22 protein-coding genes and 1 tRNA gene are annotated in these 20,316 nt (G+C 44.8%); 1 reads left to right on the top strand and 22 read right to left on the bottom strand.

Annotation, left to right across the window (positions count from 1 at the left end):
• Positions 1-21: 21 nt before the first annotated feature.
• Positions 22-96, bottom strand: a tRNA-Gly gene (locus tag LRQ06_RS17650).
• A 295-nt stretch (positions 97-391) separates the two neighbouring features.
• Here LRQ06_RS17650 and LRQ06_RS17645 point away from each other — a divergent pair.
• The gene (locus LRQ06_RS17645; protein WP_232768356.1) at positions 392-718 is read left to right on the top strand and encodes a cupin domain-containing protein; all 327 of its coding nucleotides are present in this window, start codon (positions 392-394) and stop codon (positions 716-718) included.
• Positions 719-746: 28 nt separating this feature from the next.
• Here the strand turns inward: LRQ06_RS17645 and cobT are convergent, their stop codons facing one another.
• The 21 genes from cobT to LRQ06_RS17540 all read right to left on the bottom strand — a co-directional run bounded on the left by cobT (position 747) and on the right by LRQ06_RS17540 (position 20,300).
• Positions 747-1,802: a nicotinate-nucleotide--dimethylbenzimidazole phosphoribosyltransferase gene (gene cobT, locus LRQ06_RS17640; protein ID WP_232768355.1), complete on the bottom strand. Its 1,056-nt coding sequence runs from the start codon at positions 1,800-1,802 to the stop codon at positions 747-749.
• A 10-nt stretch (positions 1,803-1,812) separates the two neighbouring features.
• Positions 1,813-2,562, bottom strand: coding sequence for an adenosylcobinamide-GDP ribazoletransferase (gene cobS, locus LRQ06_RS17635; RefSeq protein WP_232768354.1), 750 nt, complete (start codon positions 2,560-2,562; stop codon positions 1,813-1,815).
• Positions 2,559-3,278 (bottom strand): cobalt-factor II C(20)-methyltransferase, encoded by a 720-nt coding sequence (locus LRQ06_RS17630; RefSeq protein ID WP_232768353.1) that lies wholly within the window; start codon positions 3,276-3,278, stop codon positions 2,559-2,561. The genes cobS and LRQ06_RS17630 overlap by 4 nt, the downstream gene beginning before the upstream one ends.
• Positions 3,275-4,072 carry a sirohydrochlorin cobaltochelatase gene (cbiK, locus tag LRQ06_RS17625; protein ID WP_232768352.1) on the bottom strand — a complete coding sequence of 266 codons (798 nt, stop codon included), beginning with the start codon at positions 4,070-4,072 and terminating at the stop codon, positions 3,275-3,277. The genes LRQ06_RS17630 and cbiK overlap by 4 nt, the downstream gene beginning before the upstream one ends.
• Positions 4,073-4,075: 3 nt before the next feature.
• Complete coding sequence (gene cobK, locus LRQ06_RS17620) at positions 4,076-4,867, bottom strand: precorrin-6A reductase (protein ID WP_232768351.1); 792 nt, start codon at positions 4,865-4,867, stop codon at positions 4,076-4,078.
• Positions 4,864-5,589, bottom strand: a complete 726-nt coding sequence (locus LRQ06_RS17615; RefSeq protein WP_232768350.1) for a precorrin-3B C(17)-methyltransferase — start codon at positions 5,587-5,589, stop codon at positions 4,864-4,866. Before LRQ06_RS17615 ends, cobK begins: the two co-directional genes overlap by 4 nt.
• A complete protein-coding gene (locus LRQ06_RS17610) occupies positions 5,589-6,659 on the bottom strand; it encodes a cobalt-precorrin 5A hydrolase (protein ID WP_232768349.1) in 1,071 nt (356 codons plus the stop codon). Before LRQ06_RS17610 ends, LRQ06_RS17615 begins: the two co-directional genes overlap by 1 nt.
• On the bottom strand, positions 6,646-7,431 hold the full coding sequence (locus LRQ06_RS17605) for a cobalt-precorrin-4 methyltransferase (RefSeq protein WP_232768348.1): 786 nt from the start codon (positions 7,429-7,431) through the stop codon (positions 6,646-6,648). Before LRQ06_RS17605 ends, LRQ06_RS17610 begins: the two co-directional genes overlap by 14 nt.
• Positions 7,418-7,996 carry a decarboxylating cobalt-precorrin-6B (C(15))-methyltransferase gene (locus tag LRQ06_RS17600; RefSeq protein ID WP_232768347.1) on the bottom strand — a complete coding sequence of 193 codons (579 nt, stop codon included), beginning with the start codon at positions 7,994-7,996 and terminating at the stop codon, positions 7,418-7,420. Before LRQ06_RS17600 ends, LRQ06_RS17605 begins: the two co-directional genes overlap by 14 nt.
• A complete protein-coding gene (cbiE, locus tag LRQ06_RS17595; RefSeq protein ID WP_232768346.1) occupies positions 7,983-8,600 on the bottom strand; it encodes a precorrin-6y C5,15-methyltransferase (decarboxylating) subunit CbiE in 618 nt (205 codons plus the stop codon). The genes LRQ06_RS17600 and cbiE overlap by 14 nt, the downstream gene beginning before the upstream one ends.
• The gene (gene cbiD, locus LRQ06_RS17590; protein WP_232768345.1) at positions 8,597-9,739 is read right to left on the bottom strand and encodes a cobalt-precorrin-5B (C(1))-methyltransferase CbiD; all 1,143 of its coding nucleotides are present in this window, start codon (positions 9,737-9,739) and stop codon (positions 8,597-8,599) included. Before cbiD ends, cbiE begins: the two co-directional genes overlap by 4 nt.
• Positions 9,736-10,380, bottom strand: a complete 645-nt coding sequence (locus LRQ06_RS17585) for a cobalt-precorrin-8 methylmutase (protein ID WP_232768344.1) — start codon at positions 10,378-10,380, stop codon at positions 9,736-9,738. The genes cbiD and LRQ06_RS17585 overlap by 4 nt, the downstream gene beginning before the upstream one ends.
• A 27-nt stretch (positions 10,381-10,407) precedes the next feature.
• Positions 10,408-11,352 carry an adenosylcobinamide-phosphate synthase CbiB gene (gene cbiB / locus LRQ06_RS17580; RefSeq protein WP_232768343.1) on the bottom strand — a complete coding sequence of 315 codons (945 nt, stop codon included), beginning with the start codon at positions 11,350-11,352 and terminating at the stop codon, positions 10,408-10,410.
• Entirely contained in the window at positions 11,349-12,722 is a 1,374-nt protein-coding gene (locus LRQ06_RS17575; protein ID WP_232768342.1) for a cobyrinic acid a,c-diamide synthase CobB, read from the bottom strand. Before LRQ06_RS17575 ends, cbiB begins: the two co-directional genes overlap by 4 nt.
• A gap of 370 nt (positions 12,723-13,092) precedes the next feature.
• Entirely contained in the window at positions 13,093-15,090 is a 1,998-nt protein-coding gene (gene tkt, locus LRQ06_RS17570) for a transketolase (protein ID WP_232768341.1), read from the bottom strand.
• Positions 15,091-15,198: 108 nt separating this feature from the next.
• Positions 15,199-16,155, bottom strand: a complete 957-nt coding sequence (tal, locus tag LRQ06_RS17565; RefSeq protein ID WP_232768340.1) for a transaldolase — start codon at positions 16,153-16,155, stop codon at positions 15,199-15,201.
• 146 nt (positions 16,156-16,301) lie between these two features.
• Positions 16,302-17,048, bottom strand: coding sequence for a D-allulose 6-phosphate 3-epimerase (alsE, locus tag LRQ06_RS17560; RefSeq protein ID WP_232768339.1), 747 nt, complete (start codon positions 17,046-17,048; stop codon positions 16,302-16,304).
• Between the two features lie 172 nt (positions 17,049-17,220).
• The gene (locus LRQ06_RS17555; RefSeq protein WP_232768338.1) at positions 17,221-18,324 is read right to left on the bottom strand and encodes a PTS fructose transporter subunit IIC; all 1,104 of its coding nucleotides are present in this window, start codon (positions 18,322-18,324) and stop codon (positions 17,221-17,223) included.
• A gap of 59 nt (positions 18,325-18,383) precedes the next feature.
• Positions 18,384-18,701: a PTS fructose transporter subunit IIB gene (locus LRQ06_RS17550; RefSeq protein WP_232768337.1), complete on the bottom strand. Its 318-nt coding sequence runs from the start codon at positions 18,699-18,701 to the stop codon at positions 18,384-18,386.
• 64 nt (positions 18,702-18,765) lie between these two features.
• Positions 18,766-19,233 (bottom strand): PTS sugar transporter subunit IIA, encoded by a 468-nt coding sequence (locus LRQ06_RS17545; RefSeq protein WP_232768336.1) that lies wholly within the window; start codon positions 19,231-19,233, stop codon positions 18,766-18,768.
• A 599-nt stretch (positions 19,234-19,832) separates the two neighbouring features.
• Complete coding sequence (locus LRQ06_RS17540) at positions 19,833-20,300, bottom strand: PTS sugar transporter subunit IIA (RefSeq protein ID WP_232768335.1); 468 nt, start codon at positions 20,298-20,300, stop codon at positions 19,833-19,835.
• Positions 20,301-20,316: the final 16 nt, after the last annotated feature.

Raw genomic sequence — 20,316 nt, 5'->3', positions numbered from 1 at the left:
AAAAAATTTAAGAAGAGAACTTGGAGCGGGCAGCGGGAATCGAACCCGCATCATCAGCTTGGAAGGCTGAGGTAATAGCCATTATACGATGCCCGCTGCATCGAAGCGATGGATGTAATATGCCACAATCAGAAAAAATTAAAAGCGTTTTTTCTGATTTTTAGTTTGTTTGCACAGATAACAACCAATTTGATATCAATTGGTTATCCTTCATACAAAACTTATCTCCTTTTTTGTATCAGATGGTTCATGACCACAATGAAAAGCCACACCAAACCGCCAAACATTTTTTCCTTCCGGGATTACAGATGTGTACAAAAACACATAACTGTTTTTATAAACAGTATACTATGGTATTATTCAACCTCCCATTCACAATAACAAAAGAACTATGATCACAGTATCCCTGAAAAACAACCGAGTATGGTCGGAAACTCCCTACCGTGGTATTGAATTCTGCTGGTTATCCGAAAAGACAGAATCCGGCCGAATGGCGCTGCTTAAAATGCAAACAGGCGCTGAATTACCATTGCATTATCACCCGGGCTGGGAACAAATATTTATATTGGAAGGGTCGTTGGAGATCGCAGATAAAACCTATTGCAAAGGTGACTTTATCTTAATCGATGCGCAGACACAGCATAAAATCAAAGCGAAAGAACCAAGCCAGTATATGACGATTTCTGAAAAAGAAGGCGTGACGGTGATTGAAAGTTAGCAGGCTTTTTCGTTGCCCTCCTGATAACCTACAGGGGTTCAGGCAGGTTCAGCCCGTTATCTGACAACGTCCCCATTTTTGTCATCATCTGGTATGCGGCTTCAATCAAATTCATGGCTAAAGCCGCACCACTCCCTTCTCCAAGCCTCATTTCAAGATCAAAATAGGGCTTCATTTTAAGATGAGATAATGCAACCTGAGCGCCCTGCTCCGCTGACAAATGCGAAGGAATCAAATAGTGTGGGATATAAGGATTTAACTGGCAGGCAATCAAAGCCGACGCGTAAGACAAAAATCCATCCAACACAACAGGAATACCGGCTGCGGCCCCGCCAATGATTAACCCGGCCATACCGGCAAGATCGTAACCACCGACTTTTGACAACACAGAGATAGGATCCGATTTTTCAGGGCCATTGACCCGGATGGCTTTGGTCACCATGTCCACTTTATGCTGCCTTCTCTCTGACGGTAAGTTCGCACCCAAGCCAACAACACTATCGGGGGCAGTATCTGTCATCACACTGACAATCGCCGCCGCCGGTGTCGTGTTTGCAATCCCTAATTCTCCAATGCCTAATACTTTGGTACCGGAACCGGCTTCTTCTAAGGCAATTAACGCAGAGCGATACAACAGTTGCTCAGCCTCGCAGCGTGTCATCGCCGGACCGGTGGTAATGTTGGCGCTTCCCCGGTGTTGCTTAATTTGTCGGATACCTTCAAGATCGTCGCAGTTAATACCGGCGTCAATCACTTCGACATCCGTACATGCCGCCGCCGCCAGCGCACAAACCCCGGTTAACCCCAAACAGGTATTTTTGGCCTGTAGCGCCGTCACAGACTGAGGCGTGACTGCTACCCCTTCCTCAAACACTCCGTGATCCGCCGCCATCACAATGATCTTTTTCTTATCAGCAACCCATTGTGTACTGCGGTATATCCCGGATAATTGTCTGGCAAGTGATTCAAGCCGCCCGAGACTGCCGATGGGCTTAACCAAGTCATTGATCATTTTTTCCGATTCCGAAAGCGTGCCCTCATCCAACGGCCGGATTGATGCCAACACGTTATTCAGTTCCTTCATCCGGCTATCCTTACGAATTGACTAAAAACAGCAGTAAAAAAACGACTTCAAACAGCTCATTACCCGCTCCCAGAGTATCTCCGGTATGACCGCCGAGGAGGTGATTAATGTAATGGCGAAACCAGTACGCAAAAACGGCGGTTCCAACAAAAGGCAGCACAGTTCCGGTAGCTAAAATACAGAACGCCGCCCCCATCAAAAGACACCAGCAATAATCCATTTTTGCAATCTTACCGATAAAAATATTACCCAATCCTTCTTCCCGGGCGTATTTTTGTCCGTACATTAGAACCGACATAAGCGTCCGGCTGGCAATCGGTGCTGAAAACAACACGGCCATATATCCCATATCACCAGAGATGGCAAATTGCGCAACCACGAAAATTTTTATCATTAAAACAAAAAACAGCGCCAGCACACCATGCGTACCAATGCGGCTGTCTTTCATGATCTCCAGCATTCTCTCCCGTTTTCGGGCTGAAAAAATGCCATCACAGGTATCGGCAAGACCATCAAGATGCAGCCCTCCGGTCATCACCGCCAGAAAAGAAACATAGATGGCAGCAGACACCCACGGCCCGGTCCCCAGCACCGCGTAAAAGCAATGAAACACATAGGCTGAAATAATGCCAATCACCGCACCGACCATTGGAAACCAGATGATGCCTTTATAGCTCTTTGAAAAATCCAGGTCTTCTGTCCACCGATATGGAATCGGCAGCCGGCTCATAAATTGCAGCATGGCTAAAAATAATTTCATAAGGGTACCCGTTGACTTTTATTCACAATAATTGTGGAAAAATAAGGTAAAGCCTGTTCATCGGTGATTTCATTCAGATCCCGACAAACGATCTCATTCTCAAGGGTTGCGTTTGCCATCAATAGAGAATGCGGCAACAGTGCCAGTTCAGACAGCAAGGCTTTTATCCGGTTAAAACGTCCGTATACCTTCATCAGCACCACACATTCGTAGTCCGTCAGGGATTGCCGAATCTTATCTTCCGAGGCCGTGCAGGGAACCACCGCCATTTGCTGTTTTTCCATCGCTAAAGGAAACAAAGCCTGAGATGAAATTGCTGAATAGGAACTGATCCCGGGAACCACTTCGATCGCAATGTGTTCGATTAACCGTTCCAACAGAAACACCCAGGTGCTGAACAACATGGTATCCCCCAGAGTGATAAAAGCCACTGATTTACCCGACTCAATATCCCCCTTGATTTCATCCGCAATGCTGTCCCAGGCCCGTTGTTTTTCGTCACCATTATTCGACATTGGGAAGTGACGAGTCTTCACTTCCACCTGCTCGCCGACATACTCTTTCACAATCGAAAAGGCCAGACTGTCGCCGCCTTTTTTTCCGGCCGGAGTATAAAGCACGCTGACCGATGACAGCAGACGGGCTCCACGAACGGTGATCAGATCCGAGGCGCCGGGCCCCGTGCCAATGGCATACAATTTTGCCTGTGTTTTCATCGTACGGCCTCATCTTCAACGTCTTGAATTGCATGCAATAGGTGCTCAACAAACAATTCCCGTATCGCTGAGTTCTCACCCAATCCCTGCAACCAAACCTGAACCCCGATGCCGGATTTCTGCATCAATGACTTCCAGGAGTCATCTTCATCCGACGCCATATCGTTAGTAGCATGATCACCGGCAACCAGCATTAACGGCATTAAATGGATTTTTTTCGCTTTCAGAGAGACCAGGCGGTCAACCACAAGCCCGACTTCCGGATAGCTTTCTACCGCGCCAACATGGAAAGGCAGGTTTCTCGCCTGAAACATATGATCCAGACATGCGTATGCAGTAAAAGCATGATGCGTCGCGCCATGCCCCATCAGAACAACGTGTTCGTCGTGATTCAGTGACGGAAACAGATTTTGTACGGCAGACATGACTTTTTCAAAATCCGAAAAGTCGCTCAGCAACGGAGCGCCCAGATGAAGGCGTTTAAATTTCGCCTCAAATGCAGAAACCTGACGGGCCACTTTTTCGTATTCATCGCCATTAATGATATGAAGGGACTGTACTGCCACATCTTCATATCCCTGTTCATAAAGCTTCTGTAAAGCCCGTTGAGGATTGTAAATATCCTTGCCGTCCCGCTTGGCGATCTTTTTAATGATCATTTCAGAGGTAAACGCCCGGAAACAATCCCGGTCAGGGAACTCTTCTGCTAACCGCGTTTCACAACTTAAAATATTCTTTTTATACGTTTCGGTATAGCTGGTTCCAAAACTCACAACGAGCAATGCTTTTTTCATTTTTTAACCATTCAAATCATTAACTAAAATCGGCTCCAAAGCGGAGCATTCATAAATCACGGCCACATAATCGTCTGTCACTGTCTCAGGCCGGGTAATCACCACACAGTGCCGCTTCATATCCAGACACGGCTGGACTTTTTCATAAAATCCACCGGCAGAACCTGACTCTTTCGTCACGACCGAATCAATGTTCAGCTCCCGGTAGAGTGACCGGTTAAATTCAGCCGAAAAAGGCCCCTTTAAGGCGATGATTTCATCCAGCAAAAACCCTTCCCGGGCACACTGTTCCATCGCCGCCACATTGGGCAGCACCCGCGCGAATAATTTCACATCCGGCAATAAATGCCGGAAGGTATTCAAATCCTTGCTCCCCGTCGTCAGTAAGACCCGGCCGGCGTTCAGTTCAGCGAGTTTCTGACAGGCTTCGGATGGGTTCCTGACCGGATGAAAAAACGGATGTTGGCTGCATGACGTGGCAACAGGCGGACGATCATAACGGACAACGGGGATCGCCTCTTTCTGCGCAACATGACGGATTGTCTCATGCAATACACGGGCATAAGGATGAGCCGCATCAATAATCAGTGAGATGGCCTCTTGTCTGACCCAGTCGGCCATCGCCTTCTCATCCATACGGCCAACGCGAACGTTCTGCTCGTAGGCCGATGCGGACTCCAGCCCACTGTGAGTTGCAACACAGAGGCAAAATTCAATCGAATGAGCATTCAGCCATTCACACACATCCAATGACGTCGAGGTCCCGCCAAACACACAGACTTTCACCGGGGTCATACCTCATAGCCCCGGGGCGTCACCATCAGACCATCTTTCACGTAAGTTGACTGATTGCCGACAATGACCATAGAGCGCATGTCCACAAGCGTGCAATCCATATCGCTGATCGTGGTCAGCCATTTTTGTTCCTTACGGCGCCCGGCTTCTTTCACGATCCCAACCGGAGTATTACCGCTTTTAAACGGCGCCATTAATTCAAACGCTTTGGCCAGATGCCCTTCCCGTCCCCGGCTACGCGGGTTATAAAAACAGATAACAAAATCGGCTTTTGCCGCAGCAATGATTCTTTTTTCGATGACGTCCCACGGCGTCAGCAAATCGCTTAAACTAATGTGACAAAAGTCATGCATTAAGGGCGCCCCAAGCACAGACGCAGCGGCAATACTGGCCGTCATCCCGGGAACAAGCTTAACCTCAACATCCAGATTCTGTTTTGTAACCATTTCCAGAATCAGCCCGGCCATGCCGTATATACCGGCGTCTCCGCTACTGATCAACGCCACTTTTTTCCCTGTCTGAGCCAACTCGATGGCGGCCTGACACCGCTCCAGCTCCTTACACATCCCGGTTTTGATGACTTCTTTATCTCCCACCAGATTCTTAACCAGATGCGTGTAGGTTTTATAACCGACAATGACTTCGCACTCTTCCATGGCTTCGAGAGCCTGTGTTGTCATCATCGCTTCCCCTCCGGGGCCGATACCGATTACATACAACATTATTCTGCAACTCCTACTGTAATGGTAATGCCATTTTCTTTCGTCGTATCACCAATCAAATGCCCCTGACTGAGCAACCATGCGATTGGCTGAGAAACCGAACCGACACCGACCGTTTTTTTGACAAATTCAGATTCAGGAAAATGAGCGGCACAGTCGTGTAATTCCTGAGCAACAAACAACGCCAGATCGATATTGTATTCGTCGGCCAGATCGAGCAATGCCGGTTCGTCAGCTTTAATATCAATACTGCCAATCGCCGAGACGGACAAAGGTTCGATATTAAGTGATATCAACTTCTTCCGGACCATATCGGAAAGTAGCTGTGAATCAACACCTCTTCGGCAGCCAATTCCCAAAACAACCCGTTTGGGGATCAGTTTATGAACCGGGATTGGCCAGAACGGCTGCGATGAAAACACACTGATGCACACCATCGCCGCCAGATCGACCGGTTTCTTTTCCAAATGCTTTAAAATCGTAAAGCCCCGGGTATCAAAATCCCCGAGTTCCAACGAGGTGATTTTGAGGAGTTCCGGATCAACATACAGTCCGACTTTCTTTCCGCAGGCAAGAAGCTGATTAATGGTTTTTATCGAATCTCTCGGCGTCGGAAGGACGCCCTTCATCTGTTTTGCCAGCGAGTCAAGCGCACTCACCTCATTAACATCCGTAGCCGTCGTAATCACAGGATTGGCATTCAATGCCGCCGCCAGATAGCGGGTGAGATCATTCGCCCCGCCGATATGACCGGAAAGCAGACTGATCACATTGGTGGCTTTTTCATCCATCACCACCACGGCCGGGTCATGAAATTTATCGGATAAATAAGGCGCAAGCACCCGGATAACAATCCCCGTCGCACCAATGACAATCAAAGAATCGTCTTTACGAAACCGCTCAACCAAGGTGTCGGCAAACGAATCGGGAAAGGCGGTAAATCCCGGTTCAACGTATTTTTCCGCGCAGTAGGCCGTAACCGGCAAAAATTGCCTGACCCGGCGCGCCAACGCCATTCCTCCGGGTGTCAGACAAAAAAGTGACACTGTCTCTTTTTTATCGATACTCATGGCTAAACTCCGCATCATAAAGCTTGGAATAAAAGTATTCTTCTCCGAGAAAACGTCCAACTAAGATCAACGCCGTTTTCCGGATCCCGGCCTTCTCGACCTGCCCGGCAATCGTTTCCAGAGTACCAGTCAGCTTTTCGCAATCCGGCCAGGTAGCTTTATAGACAACCGCTGCCGGAGTGTCTTTCGGGTAACCGCCATCGAGTAATTGTTCAACTACGTTCTCAATTCCCTGAACAGACAAAAAGATGGCCATTGAAGTCTGATGACGGGCGAAAGACGCCAGATTTTCCAGCTCCGGTGTCGGCGTCCGACCCGCCATCCGGGTAATAATCAAACTCTGAGACACTTCCGGAACCGTGTATTCAACCCCCAATTCCGATGCGGCCCCCAGAAAAGAACTGACCCCGGCCACTGACCGGAAACCAATGCCATGTTTGGCTAATTCTTCCCCCTGTTCCCTGATGGAGCCATAGAGAGACAAATCACCCGTCTGAAGCCGGACCACCAGCTTATTGCTCCGGACACCATCAACCATCAGCGTTAAAATTTCCTCGAGATGCAAACCGGCACTATCGACACAGTTCGCCCCGGATTTACAATATTCAAGCAGTTTAGGGTTGACTAATGACCCGGCATAAATGACCACGTCCGCCTGACTTAGTAATTTATACCCTTTAATCGTCAGTAACTCAGGGTCACCCGGACCGGCTCCAACAAAATAAACCAACGAGGTATCAAATTCAGCAGGAGTTAAGTTATCCCGAGGCATGTTCAACTCCTTTTTTACATGACAAGATAAAAGTCGGATTATTGGGCTTAAAATAACTTCCCTGTCCCAACGATGTCATTGTAGAAACAAGTAATTGTGTACACTCAAATTCTTCAATGTTCTTACTTTGCAAATGAGCCAGAGCGGTTTGCAGATTTTCCTGAAGGATAAAATTCAAAACAAGACGTCCTTTGGGAATAAGTAAAGATAGTGCCCAATCTATAATGTCAACAATATTTCCGCCACTACCTCCAATAAACACGGCATCCACTTTTCCCGACAGATCACAAGGGGCTTCATGCGGGATAATCCGGACTCTTTCCGAACAATCAAACTTCTGGCAATTCAATTCTATTGCCGAAACGGCGGATTGTTTTTTTTCTATCGCCAGCACATGAAGATTGGGATATTTCACCGCCGCCTCGATACCGATACTGCCGGTACCCGCCCCCACATCCACAAAACGACGGGCAAACTGTAGATCCAGTTTATCCAGTGACACCGCACGCACTTCCTGCTTTGTCATCGGGACTTTCTCAACCCTGATAAATTCACTGTCTTTCATTGTTCAGCACCACCACATTTAACTGATACGCTTTATCCCGGGGAGGTAATGACGCTGTCAGGTCATACTGTTCAATCCTTTCTCCGGAATAAGATAAATTTTCCCCAACATACATAGTAAATGAGGTACTTCTGGCTTTCATTTCACAGGCTATCTCATAAGGCCCGTTTTCTTTATCCGTTACGATAGCCACTTTGCTTAAACGGGCAATCAAATCATAATCCGGCTGCTTTCCATGGCTGCTGGTGAGATACACATCGTTCATATCCAGTCCAATACGGCCAAACATGTACTGCACAGCGCTGATTCCATTGATAAAACGACACTGATCCGGACCAAACGTCTCTGAAATTCGTTTTCCGACACCAAACAATAACGGATCTCCGGATGCCAACACCACAACGTTCCGGTGTATACTGGTTTTCAATAGTTCCATTAACGCATTGAGATCACATCCGATCTGCGCTTTCTCGCAAAGAACATCGGGAAACAATTCCAGAACCCGTTTCCAGCCGACCAGTAAATCGGCCTGTTCAATCGTTTCGATAGCGCTAACCGTGAGCAGTTTCCGCTCTCCGGGACCAATTCCTACTACAGATATCATTTCATCTCCCTCACAATATCATACGGATGTCTGTTGCTGCCAAGAAGCTGATTATCCATTGAGAACAAAATGACATCGCACTGCAATGGTTTTTTCGCATACCGGAACATTTGCTCAATTCGCCCGACAATCACACTGGCAATCCGATCATAAACCGCGATCATTCCACATTCTTCAATAATACCCATCGCCTCTTCTGTCGTATTGCAATCGTAGATTGCCTGCAGACGCTTTTGATCCATCCCCATCAGGGCAAGATGCGTTATCAGCGTTTCCATCCGGGCATCCGCAATATGGGAATGCGTATGAAAAACACCGGCCGCGACTTTAATCAGTTTGCCTAAATGTCCGGCCAGTACCACGTGCTGAAACTCCAGACGTTCGGCTTCCTGAAGCATAAAACCGACAAAATTGCTCATGGTTACGACCCGTTCAGGTGAAATGGTTAATTGCTGAGTCACAAACCGTTCACCGTAATTACCGGGGACCAGCACCACTTTATCGATTCCCATGGCTTTTTTCTGTTCTAATTCGATGGAAAGCGAGCGTTTCCAGCTCTCCTCCGACATCGGGGTGACAATCCCGGTTGTGCCGATAATCGAAATGCCACCTTCTATTCCTAAACGCCCGTTGTACGTTTGTTTGGCCCGTTCCACACCCTCTGGCGCAAAAATTTCAATGTCCACACCTCTTGCCGGGCCAATCACATCACGAACGGCCTGTTCGATAGTATGCCGGGGGGTTTTATTGATGGCCGCGACTCCGACCGGCAATCCGACTCCCGGTTTCGTCACCACCCCGATGCCCTCGCCGCCGTGGATCACAATGTCAGCATCGTCCCGTAGATGAACACGGGCAAAAATCAACATGCCGTGAGTCGCGTCGACATCATCCCCCCCATCTTTGCGGATAGCGGCGACGGCCTGATGTTCACCCGTGACCGATGGCGATTCGACATTCAATGTCAGAGAAATTCCCGCCGGTGTAGTGATTTCAACCTGATGAATGATCTGCTGTCTGAGCAGCATCAGACAAGCGACTTTGGCGGCAGCAGTGGCACAGGATCCGGTGGTGTAGCCTTTCCGGTAGGCTTTCCCTTTTTTCCAGACCGGTGCCAACAGAGACTCGTGGTCACTCATTCCTGATTATCCCGGATATGGTACAAAATGGCGTTGACGATAGCCGCGGCTATGTTGCTCCCGCCCTTTCGTCCCTGTGCCGTTATAAACGGAAAATCACTTTCGGATAGCGCCTGTTTCGATTCGGCCGCGCCCACAAAACCAACCGGTACCCCAATGACAGCCGTCTTGCCTTTCAACTCGTCTTGGTTTTCAAGAAGTCGGAACAACGCCGTCGGGGCATTACCGAAGATAAACAGTTTATCGCCGCCTTCATTCAGGGCCTTATCCACCGCTGCCATCGAACGGGTGATCTGGTTTTCTTTCGCTATCGCCGCCACATTGGTTTCGGCGATATAACACCGTACATCACAGTTTAACTGAGCAAGAACACGTTTATTGATCCCGGACATCACCATGGTTGTATCCGTATACAAGGTTCCCCCTCCGTTTAAAATACCGGAGATGATATCAAGGGCACCGTCTGAAAACTTCAGAATATCAAGCCAGTCAAAGTCTGCTGTCGTATGAATTACCCGCTTAATGATTTTCTCTTCTAACGGATTCCGAAACCGGTAATCCGGGTAGTCAGACTCAATAATGTCAGAAATAATGGCAAAACTTTGTTCTTCAATTTTTTGTGGCTGTTTAATATAGTCCATCGTCTTCTATGCCTCCTTTCTCTTAATTTACACCCAGTACATCAGGCAAAAAAGTACGACTGTCACTGAAGCTGCAACATACATCATACGTATTGAAATCAATATATCCTGTGGATTGACTTCCCTGACCTCATCACCTATCCAGGGTTTGTCAACCAACTGACCGAAATAGACATTTGGCCCACCGAGACGAACGCCGAGAGCCCCCGCAACGGTCCCCTCAGGCCATGCACAATTCGGGCTTTTGTGATTTTTTCTGTCCCGCCAGCCGATTTTCAAGGCATTCATGGAATCTCCACCGGTCAGTTTTGCCGCCAGAGAAAACACTAACCAGCTTAACCGCGCCGGAATATAATTGGCGACGTCATCCAGCTTCGCGGAGAAATAGCCCATTTCCGCGTATTTTTCATTCTTATACCCGACCATCGAATCCAGAGTATTCACCGCTTTATAGGCCATTGCCAGCGGGACACCACCGATAAACAAATAAAATAAGGGCGCTATCACCCCATCTACTGTATTTTCTGCAACGGTTTCAATGACCGCCTTTGTGATCTGAATGCGATTCAGCTGTGAGGTATCCCGGCCCACGATGTAGGATAACTGCCTGCGGCTTTCGGCAATATCCCCGGTACACAAAGCATCAAACACCTGCTTCGCACAGTCACTGAGGCAGCGGGTTGCCAGCACGGTATAAGCCAGCCACAATTCAACCAGGCTACCTAACAGCCAATGAATACCGGAACAAAACTGGACAATCGAATAAGTGACAATGTAACTACCAAAGACGATCACAACCCATAATATCAACCCGGCAACCTGCAAACGGCCTTGTCCTGAACAGGCGTCCCGCAATCTTCGCTCCGTATAATGAATGGCATTGCCAATCCACCTGACCGGATGCGGCCAGTTCTGAGGATCACCCAACATCAAATCGATAACGAACGCCAGAACATAGATGATGACGCTCATGAATCAACCTGCCTTGCCACGTTCAGCCAGTTCAGTATCAATTGCGGATTCTGAGCAAAGTGAATATGCAAGTAGCTCCCAAACGTATTTTTCTGTTGATATCCTCCCTGCCACCGGCTTAATTCTTTTCCGTCACGTTCTTTTGTCAACGTCAGGACCGGATCAAGGGTAGTTTTAAAATCGGAATAATGAAATTCATGTCCGCGGATGGACTCACCACGAGCCGCTAGCAAGGTATCGCTTTCTGCACGGGCTGAACAATAACCAAACCGTTTTAGCGATGACGTCATATAACTGTGTCCGGGAAATATGCCAGACATTCTGTGAACCTTCCCCTGAAGATCTTCGATGGACTCACCCAAATACATCAAACCACCACATTCCGCCAGAATCGCCTTTCCATCATCATGAGCTTTTCGAAGGGCAGAAAACAACCCGGAATTTCTTGCAAGTTCTTCAGCATAAACTTCCGGATAACCACCACCCAGATAGATTAAATCCGCATCCGGTAAGGATGGATCTTTAAGCGGACTAAACGGAATAATCTCAACCCCAGTCGCGGTCAGAAATTCCAGATTGTCCTCGTAATAAAAATTAAACGCATCATCGTGAGCAAGCGCCAGTGTCAGCCCTTTACCTTTATCAATCAGCACTTCAGGAATCGGATGACGATACGTCTCCGGGCGGTTAAGGCTGGCAATGTCTATCAGTTTATCCAAATCCACATGCGCTTCCATCGCATCGGCAAGCTGGTCCCATTTATCGGAAAACTCGGCTTGTTCGGATACGGTGACTAAACCAAGGTGGCGGGAAGGTAATTCAATGTCAGGCAATTTTGGCAAGCGCCCGAGCACAGGAATGTGACAATATTTCTCAATTGCCGTTTTAATCAGTTCAAAATGCGTGGCCGTCGAGACGTTATTTAATAACACTCCGGCAATGTTTAATTGCGGGTCCATTTTCTGAAAGCCAAGAACCGTCGCTGCCGCTGACGTAGACACAGCCTTACCATCCAATGTCAGAATAACCGGACACCCAAGTGACTTCGCCATACCGGCACTGCTGCAGTAATAAGGATCGGTGCCATACCCATCATAGAGCCCCATTACACCTTCTATAACGCTAATATAGACCTTTGACGAGTGATAATAAAACGAATCAAATAATTGTTTTTCCGGCACCATGAAAGCATCTAAATTGCGTGACTTAGTACCGCAGACATGGGTATGCCAGGAGGTGTCAATGTAATCCGGACCGACTTTAAACGGCTGAACAGTCAGTCCCCGGCGGCTCAGCGCTCTTAAAATCCCAAGTGTCATCGTGGTTTTGCCACTACCACTGTTTGTCCCACCAATTAACAAGGCTTTCATACTGTTCACTTTCTCTTCATTCTGATGATTCAGACGGTATTTTGGCAACGCTCAGCGTACTAAACCGATATCCGGCAAGTAAACGCAGCCTGACCATCTCCCTCTGACATGGAAACGACGGTTCAACTTCATCAACAATGAGGCTGAGATAAACAAAATAAAAAGCTCTAACTGACTTACCGGACAGAGCCTGACTGCTTGTAAAATGAAAATACCATGATCAGTTTAAAAAACAAGGTAATAGCATCATCTATCTACGTTATTTCATAATTACGCTGAGGATTTTCTCTTCTCCAAATTGAATAAAAAATGCCAACTTTATAAAAAAGTTGGCAATTCACTTACCTACACTTTAACAGCATAAAATAAATTATTTGGTTAAAACTTCTTTTGCTACTTTAACCACGTTCTCTATGCTGAAACCGAATAGCCTGAATAATTCACCTGCTGGAGCAGACTCACCGAATGAAGTCATACCAACGATACGACCATTTAAGCCCACATATTTGTACCAATAATCAGCTATACCAGCTTCGATAGCCACACGAGCAGTTACATCAGATGGCAAAACAGAGTCACGGTATGATTTATCCTGAGCATCAAATACATCTGTTGATGGCATAGATACGACACGAACCAGCGTGTCATCTTCTGTCAGCTTCACTGCCGCTTCAACAGCAAGTTCCACTTCAGAACCGGTTGCGATAAAGATAAGGTCTGGTTTCCCGGCACAATCTTTCAGTACATAACCACCTTTCGTAATATTAGACACCTGCTCAGCACCACGTTCCTGCTGCGTAAGATTCTGACGGGAGCAGATCAGGGCAGTTGGACCGTCTTTACGCTCAATGGCATATTTCCAGGCAACTGCTGATTCTACTTGATCGCAAGGGCGCCATGTACTCATGTTTGGTGTCATACGAAGAGAAGCCATCTGTTCGACAGGTTGGTGCGTCGGACCATCTTCACCCAGCCCGATTGAATCGTGAGTATATACCTGAATGTTCTGTACCTTCATTAATGCGGCCATGCGCATGGCGTTACGTGCGTATTCCATAAACACCAGGAAGGTTGCACCATAAGGAACGAAACCACCGTGCAACGCAATACCGTTCATGATCGCTGTCATAGCAAATTCACGCACACCATAGTGAATATAGTTACCAGAAAAATCTTTTTTATTTAGTGAGTTAGATCCAGACCACATAGTCAGATTAGATGGAGCAAGATCAGCTGAGCCCCCCATAAACTCTGGCAACATCTTACCGAAAGCTTCTAGTGCATTTTGTGATGCTTTGCGCGATGCGATATTTATTGGGTTTGCCTGAAGATCAGCGATAATTGCAGATGTTGTAACTTCCCATTCTACCGGCAGCTCTCCATTTACGCGACGCTTGAATTCAGCGGCCAACTCAGGGTAAGCTGCAGCATACGATGCAAATTTCTCATCCCATGCTCTCTCTTTTGCTATACCTACTTCTTTTGCATCCCACTCAGCATAAATTTCAGGCGGGATTTCGAATGGCCCATAGTTCCAACCTAGAAATTCACGTGTTGCTGTTATTTCATCTTGACCCAAAGGGGCACCATGGCAATCGTGAGAACCAGATTTGTTTGGTGAACCAAAACCGATAATTGTCTTACAGCATATCAGTGTAGGCTTGCCGCTCTCTGCTTTTGCTGCTTCAATCGCTGTATTTATCGCTTTTGGATCATGGCCATCAACTTCCGGAATGACATGCCAACCATAAGCTTCAAAACGCTTGGGTGTATCATCAGAAAACCAGCCTTCAACTTCACCATCGATAGAGATACCGTTGTCATCCCAAAACGCAATTAGCTTACCTAGCCCAAGCGTACCTGCCAGCGAGCATGCTTCGTGGGATATGCCTTCCATCAGGCAACCATCTCCCATAAATGTATAAGTGAAGTGGTCAACGATATCATATCCTGACTGGTTGAACTGAGATGCCAAAGCACGTTCAGCTATTGCCATACCCACTGCATTAGTCATGCCCTGACCCAGTGGACCTGTCGTGGTTTCAATACCCGGAGCGTACCCGTATTCAGGATGGCCAGGTGTTTTGGAATGCAACTGGCGGAAATTTTTCAGGTCCTCAATAGAAAGGTTATATCCAGTCAGATGAAGCAGAGAATAAAGCAACATGGAGCTGTGACCATTTGATAGAATAAAGCGGTCGCGGTTAGTCCAATTTGGGTTTTTCGGGTTGTGGTTCAGGTGATCACGCCAAAGAACTTCGGCGATATCTGCCATCCCCATAGGAGCCCCTGGGTGTCCAGAGTTGGCTTTTTGTACACCGTCCATGCTCAGTGCTCGGATTGCATTAGCCAATTGTTTGCGATTCATAGTCGTTACTCGATTAAATTGAATATTGCTGTGTGCAGAGAGAAAATCTGCTCAAAAAGGAATTCGGCATAAAATAAAAGAAGAAGCGAGTTGCTCTCACTTCTGATGTTATAATGAAAGCTTCGCTTCGATCATTTTTTCAAGTTTTCCCTGATCGATAGCGAAGTTACGAATACCTTCCGAAAGTTTTTCAACAGCCATTGCATCCTGATTGTGTTCCCATAGGAATTCAGAGTGGGTCATTACTGCTGGATGCTCTTTGCAACCCTGAGAATCAACTAACTTCTCAGTTACTTCGCCTTCCGCTGCTTGTAATTCAGAAAGAAGTGCTGGAGAAATAGTTAAACGATCGCAACCTGCCAGTTCCAGAATTTCATCGATATTACGAAAACTTGCACCCATAACAACCGTTTTATAGCCATGCTCTTTGTAGTAGTTGTAGATGGAAACAACAGACAAAACACCAGGGTCTTCCGTGGCTTCGTATGTGTGACCGTCTTTCGCTTTATACCAATCCATAATACGGCCAACAAAAGGAGAGATCAGGAATACCCCCGCTTCGGCACATGCACGAGCCTGAGCAAATGAAAACAGAAGAGTCAGGTTACAGTTGATACCTTCTTTTTCCAGGATTTCACTGGCACGAATACCTTCCCAAGTTGAAGCCAATTTAATAAGAATACGGTTATTAGAGATACCTGCATCGTTATACATTTTTACCAGCTTACGGGCTTTTTCGACACTTGCCTGAGTATCGAAAGAAAGGCGTGCATCAACTTCAGTAGAAATACGTCCAGGAACAATTTTCAGGATCTCTTTACCAATGATAACGGCAAGCATGTCGCAAGCATCTTCTATTTGTTGAGTTTTATTTCTGCTTTGAGACACAGCAAATTCAATCGCCTGCTCGATTAGCGGGGTATATTTTGCAATTTGGGCAGCTTTAAGAATAAGAGAAGGGTTAGTTGTTGCATCTTCAGGCTGATATTTAACAATTGCTTCAATATCACCAGTATCTGCTACTACTGTCGTTATTTTACGAAGTTGTTCCAATTTGTTGTTCATTTCCGATCATCCTATTCTTTGGACATTTGTTTAGTACACTGTCGAGCATTTCATTTTATTGGTAATAATCAAGGTCAATGAATACTGATATGCATATTTAATAACATCACTCTGCGTCATTCCTTACAAATACTGATGCTTCAGTTTTATGCGGATAACGAGACATCTTCTGCTCTGTGTGGCACTTTGTCAGATTGAAGCCGAAGAAATTTTTCTCCCGTCGTTTCTTCAAACTCAGCAACCATTTGTTGCCATGAACTTTCAATATTATCTGTCAAATTGAAAAGTCCGCTACGCCCAATGACGTAAATATCAGGTTTTACATCATGAATGACTTTCCAATGTTCTTTATTGGTTGAACCGTCCATTTCAATAAGGTACTGGTAGCCGTACTCTTCACGAAGCTTTCTTAATTCTGTAATTTTATCTAACATCTTTACAAGAAATCGCTGACCCGCAAACCCTGGATCAACAGTCATAATTGTTACCTTATCAAGAACATCGATATATGGCAGGATTTCACTAACAGAAGTCTCCGGATTTAATACTACGCCAGCTTTTAGTCCCGCCGCATGTATTTGATCAATCAGCCTAAAGGCAATTCCATTTATTCGTTCAGCGGGCATACAGATGACTTCGCACTTTATATTAATTAATTTCTGAACCCAGAATACAGGATCAGTTACCATTAAATGCGCAGACATCTCTTTATTACTTAGCTTACGAGTTTGTTCAATAAACCATGGAGATAAACTAAGATTAGGAACAAAATGTCCATCCATTATATCAATATGAAAAGAATCCACATTATTATTTAAAAAAGTAATTTGCTCTTTAAACTGATCAAGATCCATTGTCATCAATGATGGTGAAATATGTATATGTTTATTCATATTTATAAAATCCGTTCTTAAAAAAATAAATATATGTTAAATTTCAAACAAAACGGTCCATTATCCAATAATAGGATGAAAAATATTTCATCAACCTAATTATTTAGACCGTTTTTACAATGTTTGTTTTATATATTGATTTGATATATTTTAAATGTATTTCAGGGTATATCTAACTTATTTTAATATCATCTAAATTGATATCTTCCTCTTCATCATCCTCTGAGATAATATCAATAGGAACATCTTTTTTAATCAGCGCATATACAGTCCCTGTGACTAAAATATTGACGAGTAATGCCATTGCGCCAGCTAATGGATTCGACATTGTGGGAAGCATGAAAATTCCTCCAAAAGGCACAGTTGCATCCGCGCCATACACCATAGTGATCGCACCACCGCACGCGCCACCAATAGCTGCTGCAGTAATACCGCGAACAATATCGTTCATAACGACCGGTATTGCACCTTCGACAATATTCACTATTCCCATAGGAACAGCCGATTTTAGGGTTTCGATTTCTTCATAGTTATAAATATTTTTACGCAGAAGTTTGGCAATAAAATAAGCAAGGCCAAAACCGACGGGGGTTGCTGTGTTAACGAGCTGGAGTGCAGTGATTGGTTCATTGATACCTTGAGCTTGAAGCGTTAACACAAATGCAAAACACGTTTTATTAATAGGTCCGCCAAAATCAACAATACACAAAGCTCCAATGACAGCACCTAAAACTAAATTTGATGAAGAGCCCATACCTCTTAAAAAGGATGTTAGTGATTCGGTAAAAATACCAACAGGAGTCCCTATGATGTAGACCATAATCAGCCCACTAATTATCGATGCAAAGAATGGAACAATCAATGTCGGCATTAAGCCTTTAGCCCAACCTGGTACCTTGACATTTTTGATGATGGCAAGAGCAAGGTAACCGGCAATATAACCACCTAGAATACCACCAATGAAACCGGCGGAAATTGCATTAGCAGCTAAGCCTACTACAAAACCAGGTGCTATACCTGGCTTACCAGCAATAGAACCAGCAATTCCGCAAGCAATGACAACTGGTAAAAGCCCAAGCGCTTTTGCTCCCATTGTTGCCAGCACTCCCCATATATTGAATTGCCCGGAAACCAAAGTATCTTGAACCGAGCCTCCAAGGGACAACCCGATGGAAATAATAAAACCAGCACCACAAACAATTGGAATCAAAAACGAGATAGCGGTTAGCAGATGACCTTTAGGATTAGCTGCTTTCCATATTTCTTTCATACTCATATGTAACACCCTCTATTTCTTATTGGATAAGAATTAGTAGAAAAATTATTTTTACTAATTCACTCAGCTTTTAATACTAATTCTTGTAGTTTTTCGATTAGTTTATTTGGTGATTTAACAGCCATTTCTGTTGGCACTTTAACGACTTTCTTTCCAGAAAATCTTTCTTCTCCTGAAACCTGAACATCCGCTGCCAACAGAACAATATCTGCTTGTGCAATCTCATCTGCGGTCAAAGGATTCTCAATACCAATCGTACCCTGAGTTTCAATCTTTGCATTATGTCCAGCTTTTTTCGCTGCTATTTCAATTTTCTTTTGTGCGATATATGTATGAGCGATGCCTACTGTACAGGCTGAAATTCCAACAATGTTCATATTAATCCTCGATAAATTATTTATATGTCTGCTAAAGTTAATTCAAAATAATAAATATTTAGTCTTAGGCAGCAACGTCTGATTCTGTATTAAAAATGTCAATAATGTTTTGGGGATCCTTTTCTTTCAGTAACTGCTCGATTATTTCCTCATCAGCCAAAGCACTTGAAACTTGTGTTAATAAACGCATATGAGTTGTATTTTGGTCTTCCAAACGGACAGCAAATAAAATGACACAGCGAATATCGCTACCATCCATAGTTTCCCAGGGAATTTCATTCAAAGTACGTCCAATGGCCAATGTTGTATGGCTTACTGCCAAGGATTTACCATGTGGGATCGCAATATGGTTTTCAAATCCAGTGGAACCTTGATCCTCACGCAGCCAGACGTCCCGAAGAAATTCATCTTTGTTAATCACAGAGCCGTCCTGTACTAATAAATCTGTTAATTCTTCAATTGCTTCTTCTTTAGTTTTAGCGACCATATTTAATTTTATATGTTTCGCATTGAGTACTTCTGAAATATCCATAAACTACCTTCATTAACATCGAATAAAATTTGAGTAGCAGCATGTTCATCACTTACAAATACAGCTTCTCTGTTATTAGTTTTTCGATAACACACCAAGTTTTCCATATTGAATAAATTGATATACTCCCATTATATTACCAAGATGCGTAATAATTTACGTTGTGTCCGGTAATCATTTTCATTTTTCACACTTATTACAACCAAACAAATATTATTAATCGCTTTATGTTTCTATTTAATGGTTAATCCGGTGTGGAATCTATGATTATAAATATAAGGAGAATGTCATAAGGCCACAATACTAAATCGTGTCCATATATCAGGACAAGTGACAAACACTGTTATTTAATCATATAGTAGGTGCTTCACTCATAAGACTTTCGTCTCTAGAAGTAACATTTGGATGTATTCAACTATTTTATTACGATAAAAAACGACCGCTGCTCGCCAGAACGAACAGGTAAAAGACATATAGAGCATGAGTATATTAAAGAAACTACAGCAGTGATTAACAACATAATAATAGTGGATTTTGAGAAAGTTCCCGGTGTTAAAGCACTTCGTTCAAGACTAAGAGAAAATAATAAATAGTTACAGTTAATCACCAACTTCTGCTTGCGTATTAAAAATTTCAACAATATTTTGAGGGTCGTTTTCTTCCAGTAACTGAGCGATTATTTCCTCATCAGCTAACGCACTTGAAATTTGTTTCAATAAACGAATAGAAGTCGTATTTTTTTCCCTTAAACAAACAGCATATAAAATAATGCAGCGAATATCGATGCCATCCATAGTTTCCCAGGGAATGACATGGGGAGTACGTCCAATCGCCAATGAAGTATGAGCTACTGCGGATGATTGTCCATGCGGGATCGCGATATGATTTTCAAATCCAGTAGGACCTTGCTCCTCGCGCAGCCAGACATCCCGAAGAAAGTCCCCCTTATTGTTCACACAGCCATCCTGTACTAATAAATCTGTTAATTCTGCAATTGCTTCTTCTTTCGTTTTAGCAACCATATCTAATTTTATGTGTTTTACATTAAGTACTTTTGAAATATTCATATACCAACTTCATTAA

The sequence above is a fragment of the Vibrio salinus genome (genome assembly GCF_021272385.1).
Taxonomy (GTDB): domain Bacteria; phylum Pseudomonadota; class Gammaproteobacteria; order Enterobacterales; family Vibrionaceae; genus Vibrio; species Vibrio salinus.
The sequence above is the reverse complement of the archived record's forward strand: the minus strand, read 5'-3'. Positions and strand labels throughout refer to the sequence as shown.